A 19,817-nucleotide genomic window follows, 5' to 3' on the forward strand; every position below is an offset into this window, starting at 1 on the left:
ATAGGCGACGCCACCACCGGCGGGGACGTCAGGCCAGTCGGTTGACCTGTTCGCCGTGCTTGATCTCGAGTTCACGAACCCGCTCCTCCAGCGCGGCGATCTTGACCTCGCGCCGGTCCGGAATCATCACGATCGGCAGTTCATCGAGCGGGGCGGTGACCCGCTCGGGTCCGTCAGTCGTGTGGACCGTCGCGGTGATCTGATCGGTATCGCCCCACGCCCCGTAGTACGGCAGGTCCTTCGGGGGCTCAGGCGTGACGAACTCCTCGCAGAATTCCGCGAATGGCTTTCCACGTTCGAGCCGGGCCGCCCGCGCCGCGGCCCGCGCCGCGTCCGTCGCCTTGGCATCCAGACGGAAGGTCTCGGGGTCGTAGACGACGCCGAAGAGATCGAAGGCGACCTTCTGACTGATCCGCCCCAGCTCCGCATCCTTGACGACCGACTCCGGCAGCCGCTCGAGCGGATCGCCGTAACCGCCGCCGGCACCCTGACTGATCATGTACAGCTCGCCGTCCCTGGCGAGGTCGTACTGCAGACCCATATGGGAGGTCATGTACGTGCCCTCCGGGAAGGGCCGCTCGTTCATGATCTTCTCGATCGACAAGTCGAACGATCCGGGGTCATTGCGGAAATGGTCGTAGACATTCGTTCCCTTGACCATCGAGAGCGGATACGTACCACAGCCATAACCCCCGTACATCCCGTAGATGGACGAGAACTTGGCACCGGATGTCACCGTCATGAAGCCCCAGTGCGGAGTGCCTTCGGCGGCCACGATCATCTCGTACCCCATGCCTCCGGTGAACTTGCCGAAGCCCATGTTGTCCTTGACCAGGCGCTTGGCGACCAGCTGCATGAACGGGACCTCCTCCTCCATCACCTCCTGCTCAGCGGTATCGGCCATCGCGCAGAACAGTGGCGACACGGCGTCCTCACCGTCGCGGAAGGGTTTGGCCCCTCCGGGCATGCCGTTCAGATCGGCACACAGGTTGCCGACCATGTCACCGTGCTGGGTCACACCACCCCACAAGAAGGTGTTGATCTGGTTGAACCAGTTCGCCACGACATTGCTGTACTTGTGGGGCGTCGAGAAGGACATGCGGCTGTAGAGCGCCTGCATCATGGAGAATCCGCGGAATGAGGCCTGCAGCGACTGGCCCATCGGGGCGTCATATGAGGCATCCGCCCAGGTCCCCTCGTCCGAGATGATCTCGATGCAGCTCATGGCCGACGTGCAGCGGGGCAGATCGGGCCACCAGAAGGCGAGGATCGCCTGCATCATCATCGACTTCACCGAGCAGAGCGGAGCGTTGATCGCACGGTTGAGGATTTCCGGACCGGTGCCCCGCAGGTCGACCGTCATATGGTCGCCCTTGACGGTGATCTTGCACGCGATCTTGATGAGGATGTTCTCCTTCAGCGTGCTGTCCATGAACTGGTCGAACCGGTAGGTGCCATCGGGCAGCTCGGAGATGCGGCGGCGCACCTCGGCATCGACATCCTCGACGGTGACCCGCAGCGCGCCGACGAAGGTGTCCACGCCGACTTCGTCGATCAGGGCATCGACTCGCTCCATGATCTTGCGGACCGCCGTGATCTTGACCTTCAGGTCCGCGAGCTGGAGTTTCGGGTCGCGCACCGAGTGCTGGAGGAAGGTCAGCAGGTCGCGGCGCAACTCTCCCCGCTCGACGATCTTGAACGGGCTCATCCGCAGGCCGTCGTCGAATGGGGTTTCCGAGCCCGATGGCATGCCCCCGGGTTCACAGGCCCCGTTCTCGCCTTCGTGGATGGTCGCAGCGACCCAGGCGATGATCTTCCCGTCGCGGATGATCGGCATGATCATCGACTGGTCGGTGTTGTGGACATTCCCGTACCGGGCGTCATTGTGGATAAAGCCGTCACCCTCGTGGACGCCGACGGTGGGTTCGTCCTTCCAGTACTTCATGATGTACCGGATCGGGTGGTGCAGGATCGCGCTGAAGGCGATCACACCGTGACAGGACAGATAGGACACGTCACCGGCCGCGGTGTAGATCGCGGTCGTCAGGTCGCCCCACTTCGCCCCCGGCGCGGCGCCCTGGGCCTCGCACATCTCGTAGCCTTCGTCCAAGGCACCGGCGATGCGCTTGCGGATCCGCTCGACCTGGATCCGGTCGACACCGGCGGCGATGACCTCTTCCTCGTGCTCGGTGCGCTCGGCGATCGAGTGGCTGCGCATGATCTCCGGGTCGGGCCCGAGGAACAGCGTCGTCTCGTCCATGAACTCGTCGACCCACTCCTGTTCCTGAGCGGTGAGGGTGGGGTGCTCGTCGATGGTGGTCATAGTGGAAGTCCTTTCGTGGGGATCCGGGTCAGTCCTGCAGGAACCAGACGGCACCTTGTGCCGTCGGCTCGAGTCGCCACTCGGGCTCGACCAGGAATGTGGTGTTCTCTGTCGTGACGATCGCCGGACCGTGGATGACGCTCGTGGGGGTCAAGGCGTGCTGGTCGTAGACCGGTGTCAGGACGGGATCGTCCTGTCCGGTGAAGTGGGCGTGACGATGGCCGATCGGATCGGGCTCGGAACGGTCCCCGCCAGCGGCCAGCGATTCGAAGTTCACCACGTCGCCTTCCACATAGGAGGCGACTCGAATGGTGCTGCAGCGAATCCCGGCCTCGGGCGCGGCCGAGGCCGCCCCGAATCGGTGGCTGTAGACATCGCCGAAGGTCTTGATGATCTCCAGGAGATCGCCCACGCCGTTGATACGCGACAGATTCTCCAGGGCCACGGCCTGTGTCAAGAGCTGATTGCCGTAGCGCATATCGACCTCTAGGCGATGCAGGACGTCCTCGGCGGCGAAGCCCTGGCGGACGAGATCCTCGCGACCGCGCGCTTCGAGTTCCTCGACGACGCTGTTGAACTCGTCGTAGTTCGCGTAGAGCTCACGGTTCGTGGCGTTGTACATCGTCACGTGGACGCCGCGCTCGTGGAAGTGCAGCTGCCTCATATTGCCGGCCCCGCACGCCGAGAACACCGACGAGAAGGGAGGCGCCAGGACTCGCTTGATGCCGGCGTGACGCGCTATCCCGCAGGCGTGGAGCGGGCCGTTACCGCCATAGGCGAGCATCGTGAAGTCCTCGGGCAGGTATCCGCGGACGCGTAGCTCCTTGCCGATGCCGATCGCCATCTGCTCGTCCACGCCGTCCTTGATCGCCTTCGCGACGTCGATGACCTCCATATCGAGCGGGTCGCACAGCGTCTCCTCGACCGCGAAGATCGATCGCTTCGGATTGAGCGTGATGTAGCCATTCGCGTAGTTGTCCGGATCGAGGTAACCCAGCAGCAGGTCGGCATCGGTGACCGTGGCTCGAAGGCCGCCGCGGTCGTAACAGGCCGGACCCGGGTTCGATCCCGCCGACTCCGGCCCGATCTTGATCGAGTCATGGATGCGGTCATAGCTGGCGATCGAACCGCCACCGGCTCCGAGCGTGTCGAGGTGGACCATCGGCACGGAGACGAGCCACCGATCGATCGTCGGCAGGAAGTCGTAATGCTTGACGCCGCCTTCGGGCACCAGTCCGATGTCGAAGGAGGTACCACCCATGTCGGTGGAGATCACATGGCCGAGCCCGGTCTCCGTCGACAGGTGCTCGGCGGCTCCGACCCCGGCAATCGGTCCGGAGTGGATCGTCTGTAACGCGTCGGTCGAGTTCATCTGCGCCATGCCACCGGAGTTGTGGATCACGAGCATCGGCTTGTCGTAGCCGAACTCGCGCAGGTTATTGGACAGCTGGCTGAGCGCGTGGAACATGATCTCGTGCAGGAATGCGTCGATGATCGTGGAGGTGGCACGGACGTACTCGCCCTTGCGGCCCGACACCTGATGTCCGAGCAGGACCGGAATCGCGCCGAGCTCGTGCGGGGGGAATTCGTCGAGGATGATCTCCTGGATCGCCAGTTCGTGGGCCGGGTTCTCAGTGGCATTGACCAATGAGACGACGATCGCCTCCGCACCGGCGTCGACGAGTTCTCGCACGACCGACCTCACGTCTTCGGCCTGGAGAGGTGCCACCACGGCGCCGGCGGAATTGATCCGTTCCTTGACCGAGCGGATCAACGACCGGGGGACGATGGGCTCCGGCCGTTCCGCTGCGGGAAGGTTCTGCTGCATGGCGTAGTCGAGTCCTTCGCCGTAGCCGCGACCACGCGATAGCGGGATGGTGTCCTCGAAGCCGTGGGTGACGATGGCCGCGACCTTCGGGCCCTTCCGCTCGATGAGCGCATTCGTGCCCAGGGTGGTGGCGTAGCGGACCGAGTCCACCTCGGACAGGACGGTCGATCGATCGAGTCCGGCCCTCTTGCACGCCAGGTCCAGCGCTTCATTGAATCCGAGTGCGAGATTGTGATGGGTGGTCAGCGCCTTGGCGTCGATGTACTGGTCGTCCCAGACGAAGAAGCAGTCGGTGAAGGTGCCACCGATGTCGACGGAGATACGTTTCATGTCGTCTTCCTTGATGTCGAGGGTGTAGTCAGCGGACGTGGCCGAGGGCCTTGAGGGCAGCGGTGTGCTTCTGCGCGTCCTCGCCGGGCCCGTAGTTGAAGACCTCCTCGGCATCGAGTCCACGGGCTTGCCATTGGGCGCGCAGCGCTGCGACGTCCACGACGATGTCCTCCGTCGGCGGGTGGCCCGGAGGTAGGTATTCGACCTCGATCTGGGTGGCGCAGCCGGGGCAGTAGTACTCCAGGATCCGACAGAACGATGGGTCGGGGCTGAAGGTGTATTCGTAGCGCTCCGGGTCGATGATCGGCTGATGGATCTCGCGTGGGTCGCGGTCGTACACCAGCGTGCCGGGCTTGTAGTTGCCGTGCGCCGAGCCCATGTCGTGGGCGCACACGCGGCAGACCCAGCGTTCGGTGTCGAGATCGATCACGAGGTATTCGGTCATGGGGACTCGCATGGGAGTCCTCCCTTCGGTGTCGGTGAGGTATCAGAGCGTGTCGGTCAGCAGGAGGTCGCCGGCTGCGGTGACCCGGAAGTCCCACCCGGGCAGTACGCGGGCGGTGAAGAACGGGCCCTCGACGATCGCGGGTCCCGAGCCCGTGTCGCCGGGGGACAGATCGTCGAGGATGTGGACCGCGACGGTATCGACGATGTCGGCCGCAGATCGCACCTCTCGCGTGCCTGCGCGTGGTGCCGGGCTGGGCGTGACGGGGACGTCCTCGGCAAGGTCGGGGTGGGTCAGGTGGGCCGTCACCGTGACTCGCAATGTCGCATGCGGGGCGAGGGCGTCGATCGGGTCGCCGGGTTGGTACGGGGTGCGCGCCAGGACTGCGCCGTGGTCGTCTTCCAGCACAACCTCGGAGGTCATCGTGCAGTCAGCGAGGGCGAACCCTTCCTGGAACATGTCTCGCTCGGCTCGCTGGAGCAGTTCGCGGTGAGTGGCATCGACGGCATCGGTCGTTGGCGCTGGGGCGGCCACCTCATAGGTCTTGCCGACATCGGAGAACGAGATCCCCAGTGCTGAGAAGACCGCCGCGGTACGTGGAACCAGTACCTGCTTCACCCCGGCGGGCCGCGCGGCGCCCGTTGCGCTCATGGGTCCGGCGCCTCCGAAGGCGGCCAAGGTGGTGTCGGCGGTGACGAGGTGGGCGAAGGAGTCAGCCACGGCCTCGAAATACGCCTGCTCCATCTGCACGAGGGCCTCGTCGAGGCTGATGCCCATGGGCTCGGCGACCGTCTCGGTGATCACCGCGGTGGAGCGGGCCGGGTCGAGGGCGAATGTGCCTTCGAGATAGGTGTCCGGGTCGAGAACGCCGAGCAGCAGATTGACATCCGTGATCGTCGCCTGCTTACCGCCGAATCCGAAACAGGCGGGACCGGGTGCGGCGCCGACCGACTCCGGCCCGACGGTGATCCTGCCGTCTTTGACGGTGATGACCGAGGAGCCGCCGACGCCGCGCGAGTGGACATCGCTCATCGGGTAGGAGATGTCGACACCGCGGATCGATCCGCGCTCGGCGGTCGTCACGACGGCATCCTCGACAATGCCGACATCGGTGGTGGTGCCGCCGATGTCCATCATGAGGGTGCGCCCGAGTCCATAGATGCGTGCGAGCGCGGCGGTGCCTTCCAGACCGCCACGGGGTCCGGACGAGTAGGTCTTCAATGCCACCGATTTGGCCACCCGCGAGGATGCTCCGTCGTTGCGGTACACCAGTAGCGGGTTGACCACCTTGTACTCCTTGAGCCTGCGTTCGGCACCGTAGAGGAAGCGCTCCATCGTCGGGTGCAGGAAGGAGTTGATGACACATGACCATGTGCGTCGCGCGTCGTTGCGGTCGCCCGCGAGCTCCCAGCTGTAGATGAGGGGGATGGACCCGAGCAGGTGCCGGGGAAACTGACGCAGGAGGACCTGGCGGATGCGGTGCTCCTGTGCGAGGTCCTCACCGGTGACGACGACCCGTGCGGCTCCGAGGGTCGTCAGCCGGTTGATGGCCTGGACGACATCCTGTTCAAACTGGTCGGCGGTGTCGCTGGGGTCGACGACGAGGAGCCGCTCCTCGACGAGTGTGCGGTAGAGCGAGGACTCGGCGTCGGTGGTCGTCAGGGAGTCGGCGAGCGCCTCGATGGTCGTCAGGATCCCGACCTTCGGTCCGCGACGTTCCACGAGAGCATTCGTGCCCTGGGTGGTGGAGTACCGGATGTGCTTGGTGGCGTGCAGGAGTCGCTCGAGATTCACCTCACCATAGAGCCGCTCCGATGCCTTCTCGATGCCGGTGAAGAGGCACTCTGAGAGGTCGTGGGGTGTCGTCAACGTCTTGGTGAATGTGAAGTCCGATCCGTCCCAGACGCAGACGTCGGTGAGGGTGCCCCCATTGTCGATGTTGATGAGAGTGTCCATCTCGAATCCTTCACTCGCGTGTGTGGCGGTCGTCCGAGCCTGGTGACGACCAGGACCCCGCATGTGATGTAGACCACTGTGGCGCGTGTCTCATGGGTGTCAGATGTCCCAAGATCGGACACCGGAGGGAATTGAATGTGTCACGTGTCACAGTGATGATGGGTGCGGAAGGTCGGAGAACGGAGATGAGATGCCGAACTCGGAGTCGGAGCTGTTGCGGATTGCTGCGGCGCGTGCCGACTTTCTCGAGTCTGGCCTCGCCGGAGCCTCCGGGGTTCCCGATGACCTCGCGGCCTCGTGGGTGCGCAGTCAGGCGGCCGGCGTCGACAGCACGAATCCACGCACGGATTTCGACCAGATCGATATGGCGTCGATGCTGGTCCGCTGCAGTCAGCCGGTCTTACGACAGCTGGGAGCCGATGTCGCGGACATGCCGCTGGTCATCGCGGTGACCGATCAGCGTGCGCGGGTCGTCCAGCGGGTTCACACCTCCAATGCCGTCGCGAGACTGCTCGACCGCGTCGACTTCGCTCCGGGCTATGACTACTCCGAAGCGCAGATGGGCACCAATGGCGTAGGGACGGTGCTGGAGGCGGGACGTTCGGTCAGTGTCGTCGGTCCGGCCCACTTCGCCGAGAACCTCCAGCAGTTCGCCTGCACCGGTGCGCCGATCATCGACCCGCTCACCGGCCGGGTGGAGGGAGTTCTCGATATCTCCTCGCTCGCCCAGACGTGGAGCCCGCTGATGCACACCTTGGCCAAGAGCGTCGCCAAGAACATCAGCCAGAATTTGCTGCTGGATCGCAATCAGGCCCAGCAGGCGATCTTCGACACCTATCTGCGTGCCAATGCGCGGGCCACTCGCCAGGGCGTCTTCGCCTTCGGCCAGAGCGTGGCGATGGCCAATGAGGTCGCCCGTGGGCTCTTCGACGGCGATGCCCAGCAGCGCATCTGCGACCACGCCATGTTCCTCATGCGACGCCGAGATCGCGCGGCGGACACCCTGGAGATGCCGGACGGCCGGGTGGTGCATTTTCGGGGCACCCGGATCGTCGTAGGAGACGAGGTGGCTGGCGTGGTGGTGGTCGTCGATCCGGTCATCGAGCATCCGCCCCATGCGGATGCTCTGCTCGATGAGCACGTGGTGACGCCGGCGGCAGCGGCAGACACCGCGACATCGGCACTGGCCGAGGGCCTGCCCCGGGAACAGAATCCCACCGCGCGCGGGACATCGCCAGCCTGGATCCGCGCCCGCGCACAGCTCGAGGCTGCGCTGGGTGCCGGTCGTCCTACGCTCGTGATGGGCGAATCCGGGACGGGCAAGTTCACCCTCGTCGCCGAGGTCTTCCATGCCTGTCATCCCGGCGCCCGCAGCATCTCGGTCGACGCCTCTCAGATCGAGGGAGACTTCCTCTCCCACGGGCTGGACATTCCACGGTCGGCCCATGGAGAACCGACCTTGTGTATCGTGCGCACGATCGATCAGGCCTCGACTGAAGGCGTCGAACACCTCGATCGGTTGTTCGCGGCCATGCGCGAGCGGGATGACTCGATGTCCTTCGTCGCGACGCTTTCCGACTCGTCCTTGGACTCCGATCGGCCCTTCCACGCACTGCTGCCGCATTTCGATGAGGCCATCACGGTTCCGCCGTTGCGGTCGCGCGCCGAGGACCTGGCAGCCATCACCGACGCATTGCTCGGGCGCATCGCCCCCGCTCGCCGGGTGCGGCTCAGTCCCGCCGCCGCGCGTTTGGTCGCCCGCTACTCGTGGCCACGGAATCTCACCCAGCTGCGGGAAGCTCTCGAACACGCCTTGCACCGGCGTCCTGTGGGCGAGATCCAGGAAAGTGACTTCCCGGCCTATTGCCAGACCACGGCGCGCCACAGTCTGAGTCCGCTGGAATCCGCCGAACGCGACGCGATCGTGGGCGCCCTGCAGGAGTTCCGCGGAAATCGGGTGGCGGCTGCGGCATATCTGGGCATGTCCCGGTCCACCCTCTATCGCAAACTCAAGATCTACGCCATCCGGATGTGAGGGTCCCGAGGTCGCCAGGGTGGGGTACACGGTGACCGCATCACCACCTCGGTGAGGGTGATGACCTGCCCCTGGCAGCGTGAAAGGTTGCCGGCCCGCCTCCGCACCAGGCCGAGCGGTGGCGCTGCGGCACGGTCACGCCGATACTGAACGCATGCGAGCGATCTGGAAGGGCGCCATCAGCTTCGGCCTCGTCAACGTGCCGGTGAAGCTCTACTCCGCCACGAGCAGCCATGATCTCTCCCTGCACCAGGTGCACGATGAGGACGGCGGACGGATCCGCTACGAGCGACGATGTGAGGTGTGCCGGCAGGTCGTCGCCTATAAGAACATCGACAAGGCCTATGACGACGGCACGCAGACCGTCGTGCTGACCAAGGACGACATCTCCTCACTGCCGGCTGAGAAGAGCCGCGAGATCGATGTCGTGGAGTTCGTGCCCGCCGACCAGATCGACCCGCTACGGCTCGACTCCTCCTACTATCTCGAACCCGAGGAACGGGCCCTCAAGCCGTACGCGCTGCTGCGTCGGACCCTCGAGGAGACCGACCGCGCCGCGATCGTGCACTTCGCCCTGCGCCAGCGCACGCGCCTCGGGGTGCTCCGGGTCCGCGACAACGCCCTCGTCCTGCAGACGATGCTGTGGGACGACGAGGTGCGTCAGCCGGACTTCGACGTGCTCGCCGGCGAGGCGAAGGTCACCGCCAAGGAGCTGAAAATGGCCGAGCAGCTGGTCGACTCCCTCGCCGGGGACCTGGACACCGCCGACTTCACCGACGACTACCAGGAGCAGCTGCGCGCCCTCGTCGACGCCAAGCTCGAGCAGGGCGACACGCTCGACACGGAGAAGACCTTCGGGGTCACCGAGGAGGACTCCGAGGACGGCGGCGAGGTGGTCGACCTGATGGAGGCGCTCAAGCGCAGCGTGGACGCCCGCAAGAAGAAGACCGGCGGGACGAAGAAGAAGGCGGCCACGTCATCGAGCTCGAAGCGCAAGTCCAGCTGACCGAGTGGTCCTCAGGCCGCCGGAGTCCCGTCGAAGGAGTTGCCGCGGTTGCGCACGATCCCCTCCGCCACATCGCGCAGCTTGCGATTGCCGTCCTGCGAGTAGCGCCGCAGGACGTCGAAGGCCCGGTCGGCGTCGAGGTCGAAGCGCTCCATCAGGATGCCCTGCGCCTGACCGATGAGCTTGCGCGCGTCGATCGCCGACATCAGCCCGTCCTCGTTGTGGGAGGCGGCCAGGGCCACCGAGGCGTGCCGGCCGAGGATCTCTGCCACGGCGAGGTCCTCGGGTGTGAAGGCATCCGGGTCGTCGGCGTAGACGTTCAATGACCCGTATCGGCGCTGGCGGGTCTCGAGGCGCACGCTGATGGCACTGCGGATGCCGAGCTCCTCGACCGCGCGCCCCCAGGTGGGCCAGCGCTCATCCCTCGCGACGTCATTGGACAGATAGCTGCCGATGCCCTCGAGCGCGTCGAGACAGGGCCCTTCGTCATACGTACGCTGCAGCTCGTGGGATTCGTCGACTCGCGCCGATGTCGAGGCTGCGGTCTCGATGCGCTTCCGTGCGTGGACGAGCATGATCCCCGCGTCACTGCCCCCGATCGCCGACTGCGCGAACTTGGTGATCAGATCAACGGTCTGTTCCGTGGACGGCTGGTCGTACAGCTCCAATGCCATCTCGGAGAAGAACTCCGACGTGCCCATGGCCATCCTCTCGACCTATCGTGAGGCTTCAGAGTAGATCACGCCAGGTCCGCGAGCGGAGGCAAGAGCGATGAGCGGTGCCCAGACCGTGACGATCGACGGCCGGCTCCTGCGTCTCACCAATCCGGACAAGGTGCTGTACCCGGGGACCGGCACGACCAAGGCCGAGGTGATCGACTACCTCGTGCAGGTCGCGCCGGTCATGCTCCCGCACCTCGCCGGACGCCCGGTGACACGCAAACGCTGGGTCGACGGCGTCGGGACCTCCGACGCGCCCGGCGACGTCTTCTTCGAGAAGAACCTCCCCGACTCGGCTCCGTCGTGGATCCGTCGCGTCACCATCGAGCACCGATCGCATCGCAATGTCTACCCGGTATTCGCAAGCGTGGCCGATCTCGCCTGGGCGGGACAGGTCGCGGCTCTGGAGCTGCACGTCCCGCAGTGGCGGGTCGACGACCTCGGCGCGGCCCTCCCGCCCGATCGCCTCGTGCTGGACCTCGACCCGGGACCGGGGGCCGGGCTGGCGGAGGCGGTCGAGGTCGCCCACGCCGCCCGCGAACTGCTCGCGGATGTCGGACTCGAGGCCGTGCCCGTGACCTCGGGCAGCAAGGGTCTCCACCTGTACTGCTCCGTGGACGGCACACGGGACGCGGACTACCTGAGTGCCTTCGCCAAGCAGCTCGCGATGGCCTTGGAGGAGGCGTTTCCCGAGCTCGTGGTGAGCTCGATGGCCAAGGCCAAGCGCGGTGGCAAGGTGCTCGTGGACTGGAGCCAGAACAACGGCAACAAGACCACTATCTGCCCATACTCGCTGCGCGGCCGGGAACACCCGACGGTCGCGGCGCCGCGTTCATGGGATGAGCTGGACGGCGATCTTCGCCAGCTCGACTACCGCGAGGTCCTCGACCGCGTGCGCGAGAGCGGCGACCCGATGGCCGGTCTCGCGCCGCAGGCCCCGGATCGGCTCGACACGTATCGCTCGATGCGCGACGCCGCCGCGACGCCCGAGCCGGTCCCCAGCGAACCACCGCGTCCCCGCGAGATCGATGAACCGGGCTTCGTGATCCAGGAGCATGCGGCCCGTCGCCGGCACTGGGACTTCCGGCTCGAGCACGAGGGCGTGCTGGTCTCGTGGGCTCTGCCCAAGGGCGTGCCCGAGGATCCATCGCGCAATCATCTGGCCGTCCCCACCGAGGATCACCCGCTGGAGTACGCGAGCTTCCACGGCGACATCCCAAAGGGGCAGTACGGCGCCGGGCACGTCGAGATCTGGGACAGCGGCACCTATACGGCGAGCAAGTGGCGTGACGACGAGATCATCGCGACGCTGCACGGTCGTGACGACGGTGGGCTCGGCGGCATCGCGCGCACCTTCGCGTTGATCCGCACCGGAGAGAACTGGCTCATCCACCTGATGAAGGACCAGCAGGCCGATCCCCCGGTCGATATCGGCTTCGTACGGCCGATGCTCGCGACGCTGGCCGATCCGCGTGACCTGCGCGAGGGCACCTGGGCCTTCGAGATGAAGTGGGACGGGGTCCGGGCGGTGATCGCGGTCGAGGAGGACCGGATCAGGATCTTCAGCCGCGCGGGCCGCGATGTCACGAAGAGCTACCCCGAGGTCGCCGAGGCGGCGCGCGAGAGCATCCCTCCCGGCACGGTCGTCGATGGAGAGATCGTCGCCCTCGACGCGCAGGCGATTCCGAGCTTCGGCCTCCTGCAGCGTCGTATGGGGGTCGAGAAGAAGCGCGAGGTCGAGGCCCTGGCCGAGGAGATACCGGTCACCTATCTGGCCTTCGACCTGTTGGCGCGCGATGGCCGCTCCCTGCAGGACTCCACCTATGACGAGCGTCGCCGTGCCCTGCGCGAGCTCGGCCTCGGCGACGACGTCCTCGTGACCCCGGAAGCGTTCACGGGATCCCTGGACGAGGCGATCGCCGCGAGCCGGCGCTCGAAACTCGAGGGGGTCGTGGCCAAGCGCCGCGGCAGCCGGTATGTCGCCGGAGAGCGCTCTGCCGCCTGGCTGAAGATCAAGCACCAGCGGGCGCAGGCGGTGGTGGTGGGGGGTTGGCGACCGGGCGCGCCGAAGGGTTTCGGCTCGTTGCTCGTCGGCATCCCCGGTCCCGAGGGGCTGCGCTACATCGGACGTGTCGGGACCGGCTTCTCGGACCGGCAGCGGGCCGAGCTCAGCGCGATCCTGAAGCGCGGGAAGCGCGCGACACCTCCCTTCGTCGACGTGCCGGCGGAGGTCGCAGCGGATGCGATCTGGACTTCGCCTTCGGTTGTGGGTGAAGTCGTCTACGCTGGCTGGACCGGCTCAGGGATCCTCCGCCATGCGGTCTGGCGTGGAATACGGAAAGATCTAGGACCGGAGGACGTCCACATCGAATCGAAGGAGTGAGCGATGGGAAAGCGCAAGAAGGCCAAGGCTCTGCGCGCGCAGGTCGAGGAGCTGGCAGGACATCTGCCTGATCGGGAGGAGTTCGCCGATCTCCGCGGCCAGGTGGTGGATCGTCTCCCCGATAAGAAGGAACTGGTCTCACTGCGTGACCAGCTCATCGACCGCCTGCCCGATGATGTCAGCGATCGCCTGCCGGTCGAGACGAAGAAGAAGAAGCGCTTCAAGGCCGTCCGCCGCCTCGCGGTCGTCGGTCTGGTCGCTGCCGGGATCGGCGGTGTCGTCGCGTACCTGAAGGCCAAGGCCGATGACGCCCAGGTGCCGCCGTACACCCCGCCGCCGAGCCCCACGGATCCGCCCAAGCCGGCGGTCTGAGACCTCGCAGCTGACGAACGGCCCCCGGACGCTTCCCGCGCCGGGGGCCGTCGCACATCCACGCCATCGCTGAGGGCGGTGCACGATCGACGACCCATACCGATCTGCTGGTCGACCATCCCACCGACATCCGCCGAGTACCGCCACCGCTCCAGACCGGTGAGCCCATCAACCACCGCGGCGAATGCAGTGGTAGACCACTCACCGCCTGGGCGCGGGCCGAGGCCCGAGATGACGAATGCGGCCCCCGAGCGTGTCGGGGGCCGCGTCCGTCGAGGAGAGCCTCAGTCCTTGAAGGCGTCCTTGACGTTCTCGCCGGCCTGCTTGAAGCTCGACTTCGTCTGGTCGCCCTTGCCCTCGGCCTCCTTGGACTTGTCATCGGTGGCCTTGCCGACGGCCTCCTTGGCCTTGCCCTTGAGGTCCTCAGCCGCGTTCTTGATCTTGTCGTCCAGTCCCATGGGTACTCAGTCCTTTCGGTGGGGGCCTGATGTCCCCAGTGAACCGCGACTCGCGGGACCTCGCATCTTGAACGGCGACCCACGGCCGTGATATGCACCATGCCGAGCGCCTTCGTGACGTCGACGAGCTACCGCTCCGACGCTCGTGCCCAGTGGTCCAGTTCCGAGCGGGTAGGCGGATCGGCGCCGGGACGGCTCACCGTGATCGCCGCGCTACGCAGCGCGCGCTCCGCGACCTCGTCGAGATCCCACGCGGACGGCGAGGCGGCGAGTACGGCGTCGACCAGCGCGGCCATCATGCTGTCCCCGGCGCCCACGGTATCGCTGACCACCACCCGCGGCACCGGATACTCCCGGACGCGGTCACCCGGGCCGAAGACCTCGATGCCCTCACCCCCACGGGTCAGCACGATCGACTCCGGCCCGAGCGCGGCCCACCGCTCGGCCACCTCCCGCGCGGGCTCGGCGGGATAGAGCCAGGCGAGGTCCTCATCGCTCACCTTGACCAGGGTGCTGCGTCGCACCCAGTCCTCGACGAGGGCGCGGCTCGCCTCGCGCGGCGGGATGAGGCTCGGGCGGATATTCGGGTCGTAGGTGACGACGGTGTCATCGCCGAGACCGTCGACGAGTTCGCGAACGCGGGCGGCACCCGGTTCCCGCAAGGCGGAGAGCGAACCGATGTGGACGACCCGCGGGGCCTCGTCGATGCTCAGCGAGGCGATATCCCACACGAGATCGAAGTCATACTGGGCGCTACCGTCCACGGCGAGGGTCGCGCGCGCCGTCGCGGTGCGCGCGACCGGATGCGCGTCGACCTCCACACCGGAGTCGCCCAGCCAGGAGCGGAGGCGTCGCCCGCGATCGTCCTCGCCGACAGCCGTCAGCAGCCGCACCGACCGCTCGAGCCGTCCGAGGCCGAGCGCGACATTGGCGGGGCTACCACCCGAATACTCGTCGTTCCCGCCTCCGGGACGCACGATGATGTCGACGAGTGCCTCACCGATGACCGTGACCTCTGCATCCACAGACCCATCCTCCCACCGCCGTGCGATCACCGGGCAGACCGCGTGAGCGCGCCATCGGTTCATCCCTCGACCGCGACCCAGCACATCAACCGGTACGCGTGGCCCCCTCAGCCATCGTCGCGTCCGACCCGCCACCCGATGGCGCCGGGCAGTTCCAGCGCGGCGTCGGGACCCCAGGACCCCTGCGCGTAGGGCAGCGGCGCTGGTGGGTCCTCCAGGACCGGCGTCACGACCTGCCACAGCCGGTCGATCTCATCGGACCGCGTGAAGAGCGTCTGCTCGCCGCGCATAGCGTCGAGCAATAGCCGCTCGTAAGCCTCCAAGGGAGTGGAGTCCGATTCGGCCGGCACCTCGATCGTGACGGCCGAACGCACCAGGGACATCTCCGGACCCGGCCGCTTGGCCCACATCTCCAGCCCGATCTCGGGCTCGTCGCCGATCTCGAGGACGAGTTGATCCGGGCAGTCGATCTGATCGCCGAAACGACCACCGGCCGGGGTGCGGAAGGTGAGGGTGACGGTGCGGCGGGTCGCGGCGAGCGCCTTGCCGGTGCGCAGGTAGAAGGGCACGCCGTCCCACCGGTCGTTGTCGACGAAGACCTCGGCCGCCACGAAGGTCTCCACCCGCGACTGCGGGTCCACCTCGTCCTCGTCGCGGTAACCCTCGTACTGGCCGAAGACCACCCGCTCGGGATCGAGCGGCTTCATCGCGGCGAAGACCTTGGCCTTCTCATTGCGCAGGCTCAGCGCGTCGAGATGCACGGGCGGCTCCATCGCGACGAAACCGAGCACCTGGCTCAGGTGCGTCACGACCATGTCTCGGAAGGCACCGATGCCCTCGTAGAAGGAACCGCGGCCCTCGATCGTGAGTTCCTCGGGCACGTCGATCTGCACCGCGGCCACATGCTCGCGGTTCCAGGCCGGCTCGAGCAGGCCGTTCGCGAATCGCAGCGCCAGGATGTTCTGCACCGCCTCCTTGCCGAGGAAGTGATCGATACGGAAGACCTGGTCCTCGGCGACCACATCCTTCAGGGCCGCGTCCAGTTCGCGCGACGAGGCGAGATCGCTTCCGAAGGGTTTCTCCACGATCAACCGGGCTCCGTCCGCGATACCGGTCTCGCCCAGCATCCGCACGATCCCGGTCATCGCCGACGGAGGGACCGACAAGTAGACGAGCGTACGAGCGTCACCGCCCAGTTCGTCGCGCGCGCCACCGACGGCCGCGGCCAGATGCTCGCCGGCATCGGTCGAGATCACGAAGGAGGCCCGATCGGTCAGCATCTGCGCCACCTCCGGGTCGGTGTCACCGACGAAGCGGTCCAGGGCAGCGTCGATGACCGCGCCGAAGTCCCCGTTCTCGGGCTCGTGCCGGCCGGTGCCGATGAGCCGGAAGTCCGGGGGCAGCAGCCCGGCCGCCGCGAGCGCGTACAGACCCGGATAGAGCTTGCGACTGGCGAGGTCGCCGTTGGCGCCGAACAGGACGATGACCTGCGGCTCGAGATGATCGGTCGGGTTGGACTCCACGGATCGCTCCTCGCAGATGGACAGGGATTTCACGCTACGACCGCGCCAGCCCAACCGCACGATGAAGGCAGGGAGCACGCCAGATGCGCTCCGGTGGCACAGGGATTACCATGGACCGCTTACCCTTGAGCCGGTCATCGGAAATCAGGGAGCACCATGGGCAAGCGCGGCCGGCACATCATCCGCCCCAAGCGCAAACGACGGATCGTCACGAGTGTGGTCGTAGCCGTCGTGCTGCCTGTACTCCTCGTGGGCGGTATCGCGCTCAAGCTCGCCGGCAATGTGAAGACGATCGATGTCGACACCACGGCGGTCTCCGAACCCGACGGCCCGCTCAATATCCTCATCATCGGCTCGGACAGCCGATCGGCCGGTGAGGGCAAGTACGGCGAGGACGACGGCAGCGGACGCAGCGACTCGATGGTGCTCGCGCATCTCTCCGAGGACGATTCCCGGGTCGATGCCGTGCAGATCCCGCGCGACCTCACCATGGAGGTCCCTGCCTGTGAGGACGATGGCTTCGCCGGCGGCCGGAGCATGATCAACGCCACCTTCGAGTACGGTCCCGGCTGTGCCGTGAAAGCGGTGCAGGAGGTCACAGGGGTCCCGATCCACCATTTCGTCGTGCTCGACTTCGACGGCTTCGCCGGCATGGTCAACGCGATCGGCGGTATCGAGATGTGTCTCGAGGAGCCGGTGCGCGACGAGCTCTCGATGGTCGATCTGGACGCGGGACGGCATCAGCTCGACGGCGAGCAGGCGCTCGCCCTCGCTCGCACCCGGCACGCCTTCGGCGACGGCTCGGACATCGCCCGCCTCGAGCATCAGCAGCTGGTGATGTCCTCGATCGCGCAGAAGGCGACCAGCCAGGGCGTGCTCACCCGTCCCGATCGTCTCGTCCGCCTGCTCGACGCGGTCACCAAGTCGCTCACGGTGGATGACGAGCTGGGCAGCGTCGGCGACATGACCGGGCTCGCGCGCCGGCTCGCACGTGTGCCCCTCTCGGGCATCACCTTCCAGGTCATGCCCTGGCAGCCGGCCAGCTTCGACCAGAACCGCGTCGAGATGACCGACGAGGCGCGCGACCTCTTCGTCGCACTGCGCGATGACATCCCGCCGGGCCAGGAGCCAGCGACCGAGGGGCCGGCGACACCCGGCGAGACCGGTGAGCCCACGGCGCCGGAGCAGTCGGACACCTCCACCGGTCCGAGTGCCGGAGCCACCACCGCCGACACCTCGATCTGCGGCTGACCTCGCGCCGCCCGTCCCTCGGGGCGGCGACTGGCCGACCCTTCCCGCTGCCGTCCCGAACCCGGCGGTAGCTGACCGACCTCATAGAGGGCTGATGAGTTGACCGTCTACCTCCGCCGGTGCCGAAAGGTTGAGGACCTACCGCCTCGAATGCGCAGCCCGCGCAGTCCGCTAGATCGGATCTAGCGGACTCCTCGCGCCTTCTGGGTAGAACCAACGAGAGGAGTGAGCCGTGTCCGATGCGGCCATCGAAGTCCGCGGACTCGTCAAGAGATTCGGCGGCACCGCCGCGGTCGACGGAATCGACCTGACCGTGCCCGCCGGGACGGTCTACGGGGTCCTCGGCCCCAATGGCGCCGGCAAGACGACCACCGTCAAGATGCTGGCGACCCTGCTGCGACCCGACGACGGGGAGGCGCGGGTCTTCGGCCGCGATGTCGTGCGCGAGGCCGATGCCGTGCGCGGCCTCGTCGCGATGACCGGCCAGTACGCCTCGGTCGACGAGGACCTCACCGGGCAGGAGAACCTCGTCCTGCTCGGACGCCTTCTCGGCTACTCCAAGAAGGCCGCCGCAGCGCGGTCCGAGCTCTTCCTGGAGACCCTCGGTCTGACCGCCGCCGCGCGACGCCAGGTCAAGAACTACTCAGGCGGCATGCGCCGGCGACTCGACATCGCCGCGAGCTTGCTGTCGGTGCCGCAGCTGTTGTTCCTGGACGAGCCGACCACCGGACTCGACCCGCGCAGCCGCAACCAGGTGTGGGAGATCATCCGCGCCATCGTGGACCAGGGCACCACGGTGCTGCTCACCACCCAGTACCTCGACGAGGCCGACCAGCTCGCCTCGCGGATCGCCGTGATCGACGAGGGCAAGGTCATCGCGGAGGGAACCAAGGGCGAGCTCAAGGCTTCGATCGGTCTCGGCAGCGTCCACGTCCGGCTCCGCGACGCCGATCGGCGCGAGCAGGCCGCCGCCATCCTCGCGGAGACCCTCGCGGCGGACATCCAGCGCGATGCCGATCCGGTCGCGCTCACCGCCCGCGTCCGCGAGCAGGCCGATGCCGGCGGTGGCCCGGTCAGCGAGATGGCCGCCCATCAGACCGGTGTGGCACTCGGCGAGCTCGCCCGGGCGGGCATCGTCGTCGATGCCTTCTCGATGGGGCAGCCGAGCCTCGACGAGGTCTTCCTCGCCCTCACCGACCGACCCGCGACCACTGAGGAGGATGCCGCATGACTGCGCAAGACACCGCTCCCAGCACCACCGAGCTGAAGACGCCGACCTCGGCCGATCTAGCTCAGGTCTTCACCACCGAGCGACCCCCGCGTCCGTCCGCCTGGGCCGCGTCCACGACCTTCGGCTGGCGCGCCCTGCTGAAGATCAAGCACGTGCCCGAGCAGCTGTTCGACGTGACGCTGTTCCCGATCATGATGACGCTGATGTTCACCTACCTGTTCGGTGGTGCGCTGGCGGGCTCGCCGACGGACTACCTGCAGTTCTTCCTGCCGGGCATCCTCGTCGTCAGCATCGTGATGATCACGATGTACACGGGCCTGGCGGTGAACACCGATATCGAGAAGGGCGTCTTCGACCGCTTCCGGACACTGCCGATCTGGCGGCCTGCGCCGATGGTCGGCTACCTGCTCGGTGACGGGTTCCGCTACCTGATCGCCTCGGTCGTCATCGTGACGATGGGCCTGATCCTGGGCTATCGACCCGCCGGAGGCGTCACCGGCGTGCTCGCGGGTGTGGCGGTGTTGCTGCTGTTCTGCTTCGCGCTGTCCTGGATCTGGACGATGTTCGGGCTGCTGCTGCGCTCGGAGAAGTCGGTCATGGGCGTCAGCATGATGCTCATCATGCCGTTGTCCTTCCTCTCCAGCGCCTATGTCGATCCCTCGACCATGCCGAACTGGCTCGAGGCCTTCGTCAACGTCAACCCGATCACCTTCGCGGTCGACAGCGTCCGCGCACTGATGAACGGTGACTGGCCGGGCACGGACCTGCTGTGGCTCGCGATCCTCGGCGCCGGTCTGATCGCGGTCTTCGGCGCGGCCACCATGCGCCTCTACAACCGCAAGTAGGGGTCGCCGGCAGCACGCTCCGGGACTGATGATGATGCGTTGTGGTGGCTATGGCAACCGCAACGCATCATCACCGGTCCACGCCAC

The 19,817-nt window shown here is 66.8% G+C and carries 15 protein-coding genes; 7 read left to right on the forward strand and 8 right to left on the reverse strand.

Features of this window, described 5'->3' with window-relative positions; translation table 11 throughout:
• Positions 1–28 precede the first annotated feature (28 nt).
• From BHE97_RS01665 to BHE97_RS01680, 4 genes are read right to left on the reverse strand one after another with little or no spacing between them, the layout of a single operon-like run.
• Positions 29–2,323: a hydantoinase B/oxoprolinase family protein gene (locus BHE97_RS01665; RefSeq protein ID WP_087622278.1), complete on the reverse strand. Its 2,295-nt coding sequence runs from the start codon at positions 2,321–2,323 to the stop codon at positions 29–31.
• 28 nt (positions 2,324–2,351) lie between these two features.
• Positions 2,352–4,481 carry a hydantoinase/oxoprolinase family protein gene (locus BHE97_RS01670; protein WP_087622279.1) on the reverse strand — a complete coding sequence of 710 codons (2,130 nt, stop codon included), beginning with the start codon at positions 4,479–4,481 and terminating at the stop codon, positions 2,352–2,354.
• Positions 4,482–4,509: 28 nt separating this feature from the next.
• Entirely contained in the window at positions 4,510–4,926 is a 417-nt protein-coding gene (locus tag BHE97_RS01675; RefSeq protein ID WP_236757481.1) for an acetone carboxylase subunit gamma, read from the reverse strand.
• Between the two features lie 42 nt (positions 4,927–4,968).
• Complete coding sequence (locus BHE97_RS01680; protein ID WP_087622281.1) at positions 4,969–6,882, reverse strand: hydantoinase/oxoprolinase family protein; 1,914 nt, start codon at positions 6,880–6,882, stop codon at positions 4,969–4,971.
• A gap of 190 nt (positions 6,883–7,072) precedes the next feature.
• Between BHE97_RS01680 and BHE97_RS01685 the strand changes: the two genes are divergently transcribed.
• Positions 7,073–8,917, forward strand: coding sequence for a helix-turn-helix domain-containing protein (locus BHE97_RS01685; protein WP_087622282.1), 1,845 nt, complete (start codon positions 7,073–7,075; stop codon positions 8,915–8,917).
• Positions 8,918–9,071: 154 nt separating this feature from the next.
• Positions 9,072–9,923, forward strand: a complete 852-nt coding sequence (locus tag BHE97_RS01690) for a Ku protein (RefSeq protein WP_087622424.1) — start codon at positions 9,072–9,074, stop codon at positions 9,921–9,923.
• An 11-nt stretch (positions 9,924–9,934) separates the two neighbouring features.
• Here the strand turns inward: BHE97_RS01690 and BHE97_RS01695 are convergent, their stop codons facing one another.
• Positions 9,935–10,624, reverse strand: coding sequence for a GAF and ANTAR domain-containing protein (locus BHE97_RS01695; protein WP_170931192.1), 690 nt, complete (start codon positions 10,622–10,624; stop codon positions 9,935–9,937).
• Between the two features lie 70 nt (positions 10,625–10,694).
• On the opposite strand from BHE97_RS01695, the gene BHE97_RS01700 reads away from it, so the two are divergent.
• Both BHE97_RS01700 and BHE97_RS01705 read left to right on the forward strand, forming a co-directional pair.
• A complete protein-coding gene (locus BHE97_RS01700) occupies positions 10,695–13,025 on the forward strand; it encodes an ATP-dependent DNA ligase (RefSeq protein ID WP_087622284.1) in 2,331 nt (776 codons plus the stop codon).
• Positions 13,026–13,028: 3 nt separating this feature from the next.
• Positions 13,029–13,397 (forward strand): hypothetical protein, encoded by a 369-nt coding sequence (locus tag BHE97_RS01705; protein ID WP_087622285.1) that lies wholly within the window; start codon positions 13,029–13,031, stop codon positions 13,395–13,397.
• Positions 13,398–13,681: 284 nt separating this feature from the next.
• Here the strand turns inward: BHE97_RS01705 and BHE97_RS01710 are convergent, their stop codons facing one another.
• The 3 genes from BHE97_RS01710 to zwf form a co-directional block, all read right to left on the reverse strand.
• On the reverse strand, positions 13,682–13,855 hold the full coding sequence (locus tag BHE97_RS01710) for a CsbD family protein (RefSeq protein ID WP_087622286.1): 174 nt from the start codon (positions 13,853–13,855) through the stop codon (positions 13,682–13,684).
• Between the two features lie 128 nt (positions 13,856–13,983).
• Positions 13,984–14,880 (reverse strand): carbohydrate kinase, encoded by an 897-nt coding sequence (locus tag BHE97_RS01715; RefSeq protein WP_201791266.1) that lies wholly within the window; start codon positions 14,878–14,880, stop codon positions 13,984–13,986.
• Between the two features lie 107 nt (positions 14,881–14,987).
• Positions 14,988–16,403 (reverse strand): glucose-6-phosphate dehydrogenase, encoded by a 1,416-nt coding sequence (gene zwf, locus BHE97_RS01720; RefSeq protein ID WP_087622288.1) that lies wholly within the window; start codon positions 16,401–16,403, stop codon positions 14,988–14,990.
• A 156-nt stretch (positions 16,404–16,559) separates the two neighbouring features.
• On the opposite strand from zwf, the gene BHE97_RS01725 reads away from it, so the two are divergent.
• From BHE97_RS01725 to BHE97_RS01735, 3 genes are all read left to right on the forward strand, one after another.
• Positions 16,560–17,654 (forward strand): LCP family protein, encoded by a 1,095-nt coding sequence (locus BHE97_RS01725; RefSeq protein WP_087622289.1) that lies wholly within the window; start codon positions 16,560–16,562, stop codon positions 17,652–17,654.
• 232 nt (positions 17,655–17,886) lie between these two features.
• The gene (locus BHE97_RS01730; RefSeq protein ID WP_087622290.1) at positions 17,887–18,885 is read left to right on the forward strand and encodes an ATP-binding cassette domain-containing protein; all 999 of its coding nucleotides are present in this window, start codon (positions 17,887–17,889) and stop codon (positions 18,883–18,885) included.
• The gene (locus BHE97_RS01735) at positions 18,882–19,730 is read left to right on the forward strand and encodes an ABC transporter permease (RefSeq protein ID WP_087622291.1); all 849 of its coding nucleotides are present in this window, start codon (positions 18,882–18,884) and stop codon (positions 19,728–19,730) included. Before BHE97_RS01730 ends, BHE97_RS01735 begins: the two co-directional genes overlap by 4 nt.
• Positions 19,731–19,817 lie beyond the last annotated feature (87 nt).

Source organism: Aeromicrobium sp. PE09-221 (assembly GCF_002174305.1).
In the GTDB taxonomy this organism is placed as follows: domain Bacteria; phylum Actinomycetota; class Actinomycetes; order Propionibacteriales; family Nocardioidaceae; genus Aeromicrobium.

Excerpts from the sequence above, each read along its gene's own strand:
- BHE97_RS01710 (WP_087622286.1), bottom strand. The coding sequence starts at position 13,855 with ATGGGACTGGACGACAAGATCAAGAACGCGGCTGAGGACCTCAAGGGC.
- BHE97_RS01705 (WP_087622285.1), top strand. The coding sequence starts at position 13,029 with ATGGGAAAGCGCAAGAAGGCCAAGGCTCTGCGCGCGCAGGTCGAGGAG.
- BHE97_RS01680 (WP_087622281.1), bottom strand. The coding sequence starts at position 6,882 with ATGGACACTCTCATCAACATCGACAATGGGGGCACCCTCACCGACGTC.
- BHE97_RS01700 (WP_087622284.1), top strand. The coding sequence starts at position 10,695 with ATGAGCGGTGCCCAGACCGTGACGATCGACGGCCGGCTCCTGCGTCTC.
- BHE97_RS01685 (WP_087622282.1), top strand. The coding sequence starts at position 7,073 with ATGCCGAACTCGGAGTCGGAGCTGTTGCGGATTGCTGCGGCGCGTGCC.
- BHE97_RS01675 (WP_236757481.1), bottom strand. The coding sequence starts at position 4,926 with ATGACCGAATACCTCGTGATCGATCTCGACACCGAACGCTGGGTCTGC.
- BHE97_RS01670 (WP_087622279.1), bottom strand. The coding sequence starts at position 4,481 with ATGAAACGTATCTCCGTCGACATCGGTGGCACCTTCACCGACTGCTTC.
- BHE97_RS01735 (WP_087622291.1), top strand. The coding sequence starts at position 18,882 with ATGACTGCGCAAGACACCGCTCCCAGCACCACCGAGCTGAAGACGCCG.
- BHE97_RS01665 (WP_087622278.1), bottom strand. The coding sequence starts at position 2,323 with ATGACCACCATCGACGAGCACCCCACCCTCACCGCTCAGGAACAGGAG.
- BHE97_RS01690 (WP_087622424.1), top strand. The coding sequence starts at position 9,072 with ATGCGAGCGATCTGGAAGGGCGCCATCAGCTTCGGCCTCGTCAACGTG.
- BHE97_RS01695 (WP_170931192.1), bottom strand. The coding sequence starts at position 10,624 with ATGGGCACGTCGGAGTTCTTCTCCGAGATGGCATTGGAGCTGTACGAC.
- BHE97_RS01725 (WP_087622289.1), top strand. The coding sequence starts at position 16,560 with ATGGGCAAGCGCGGCCGGCACATCATCCGCCCCAAGCGCAAACGACGG.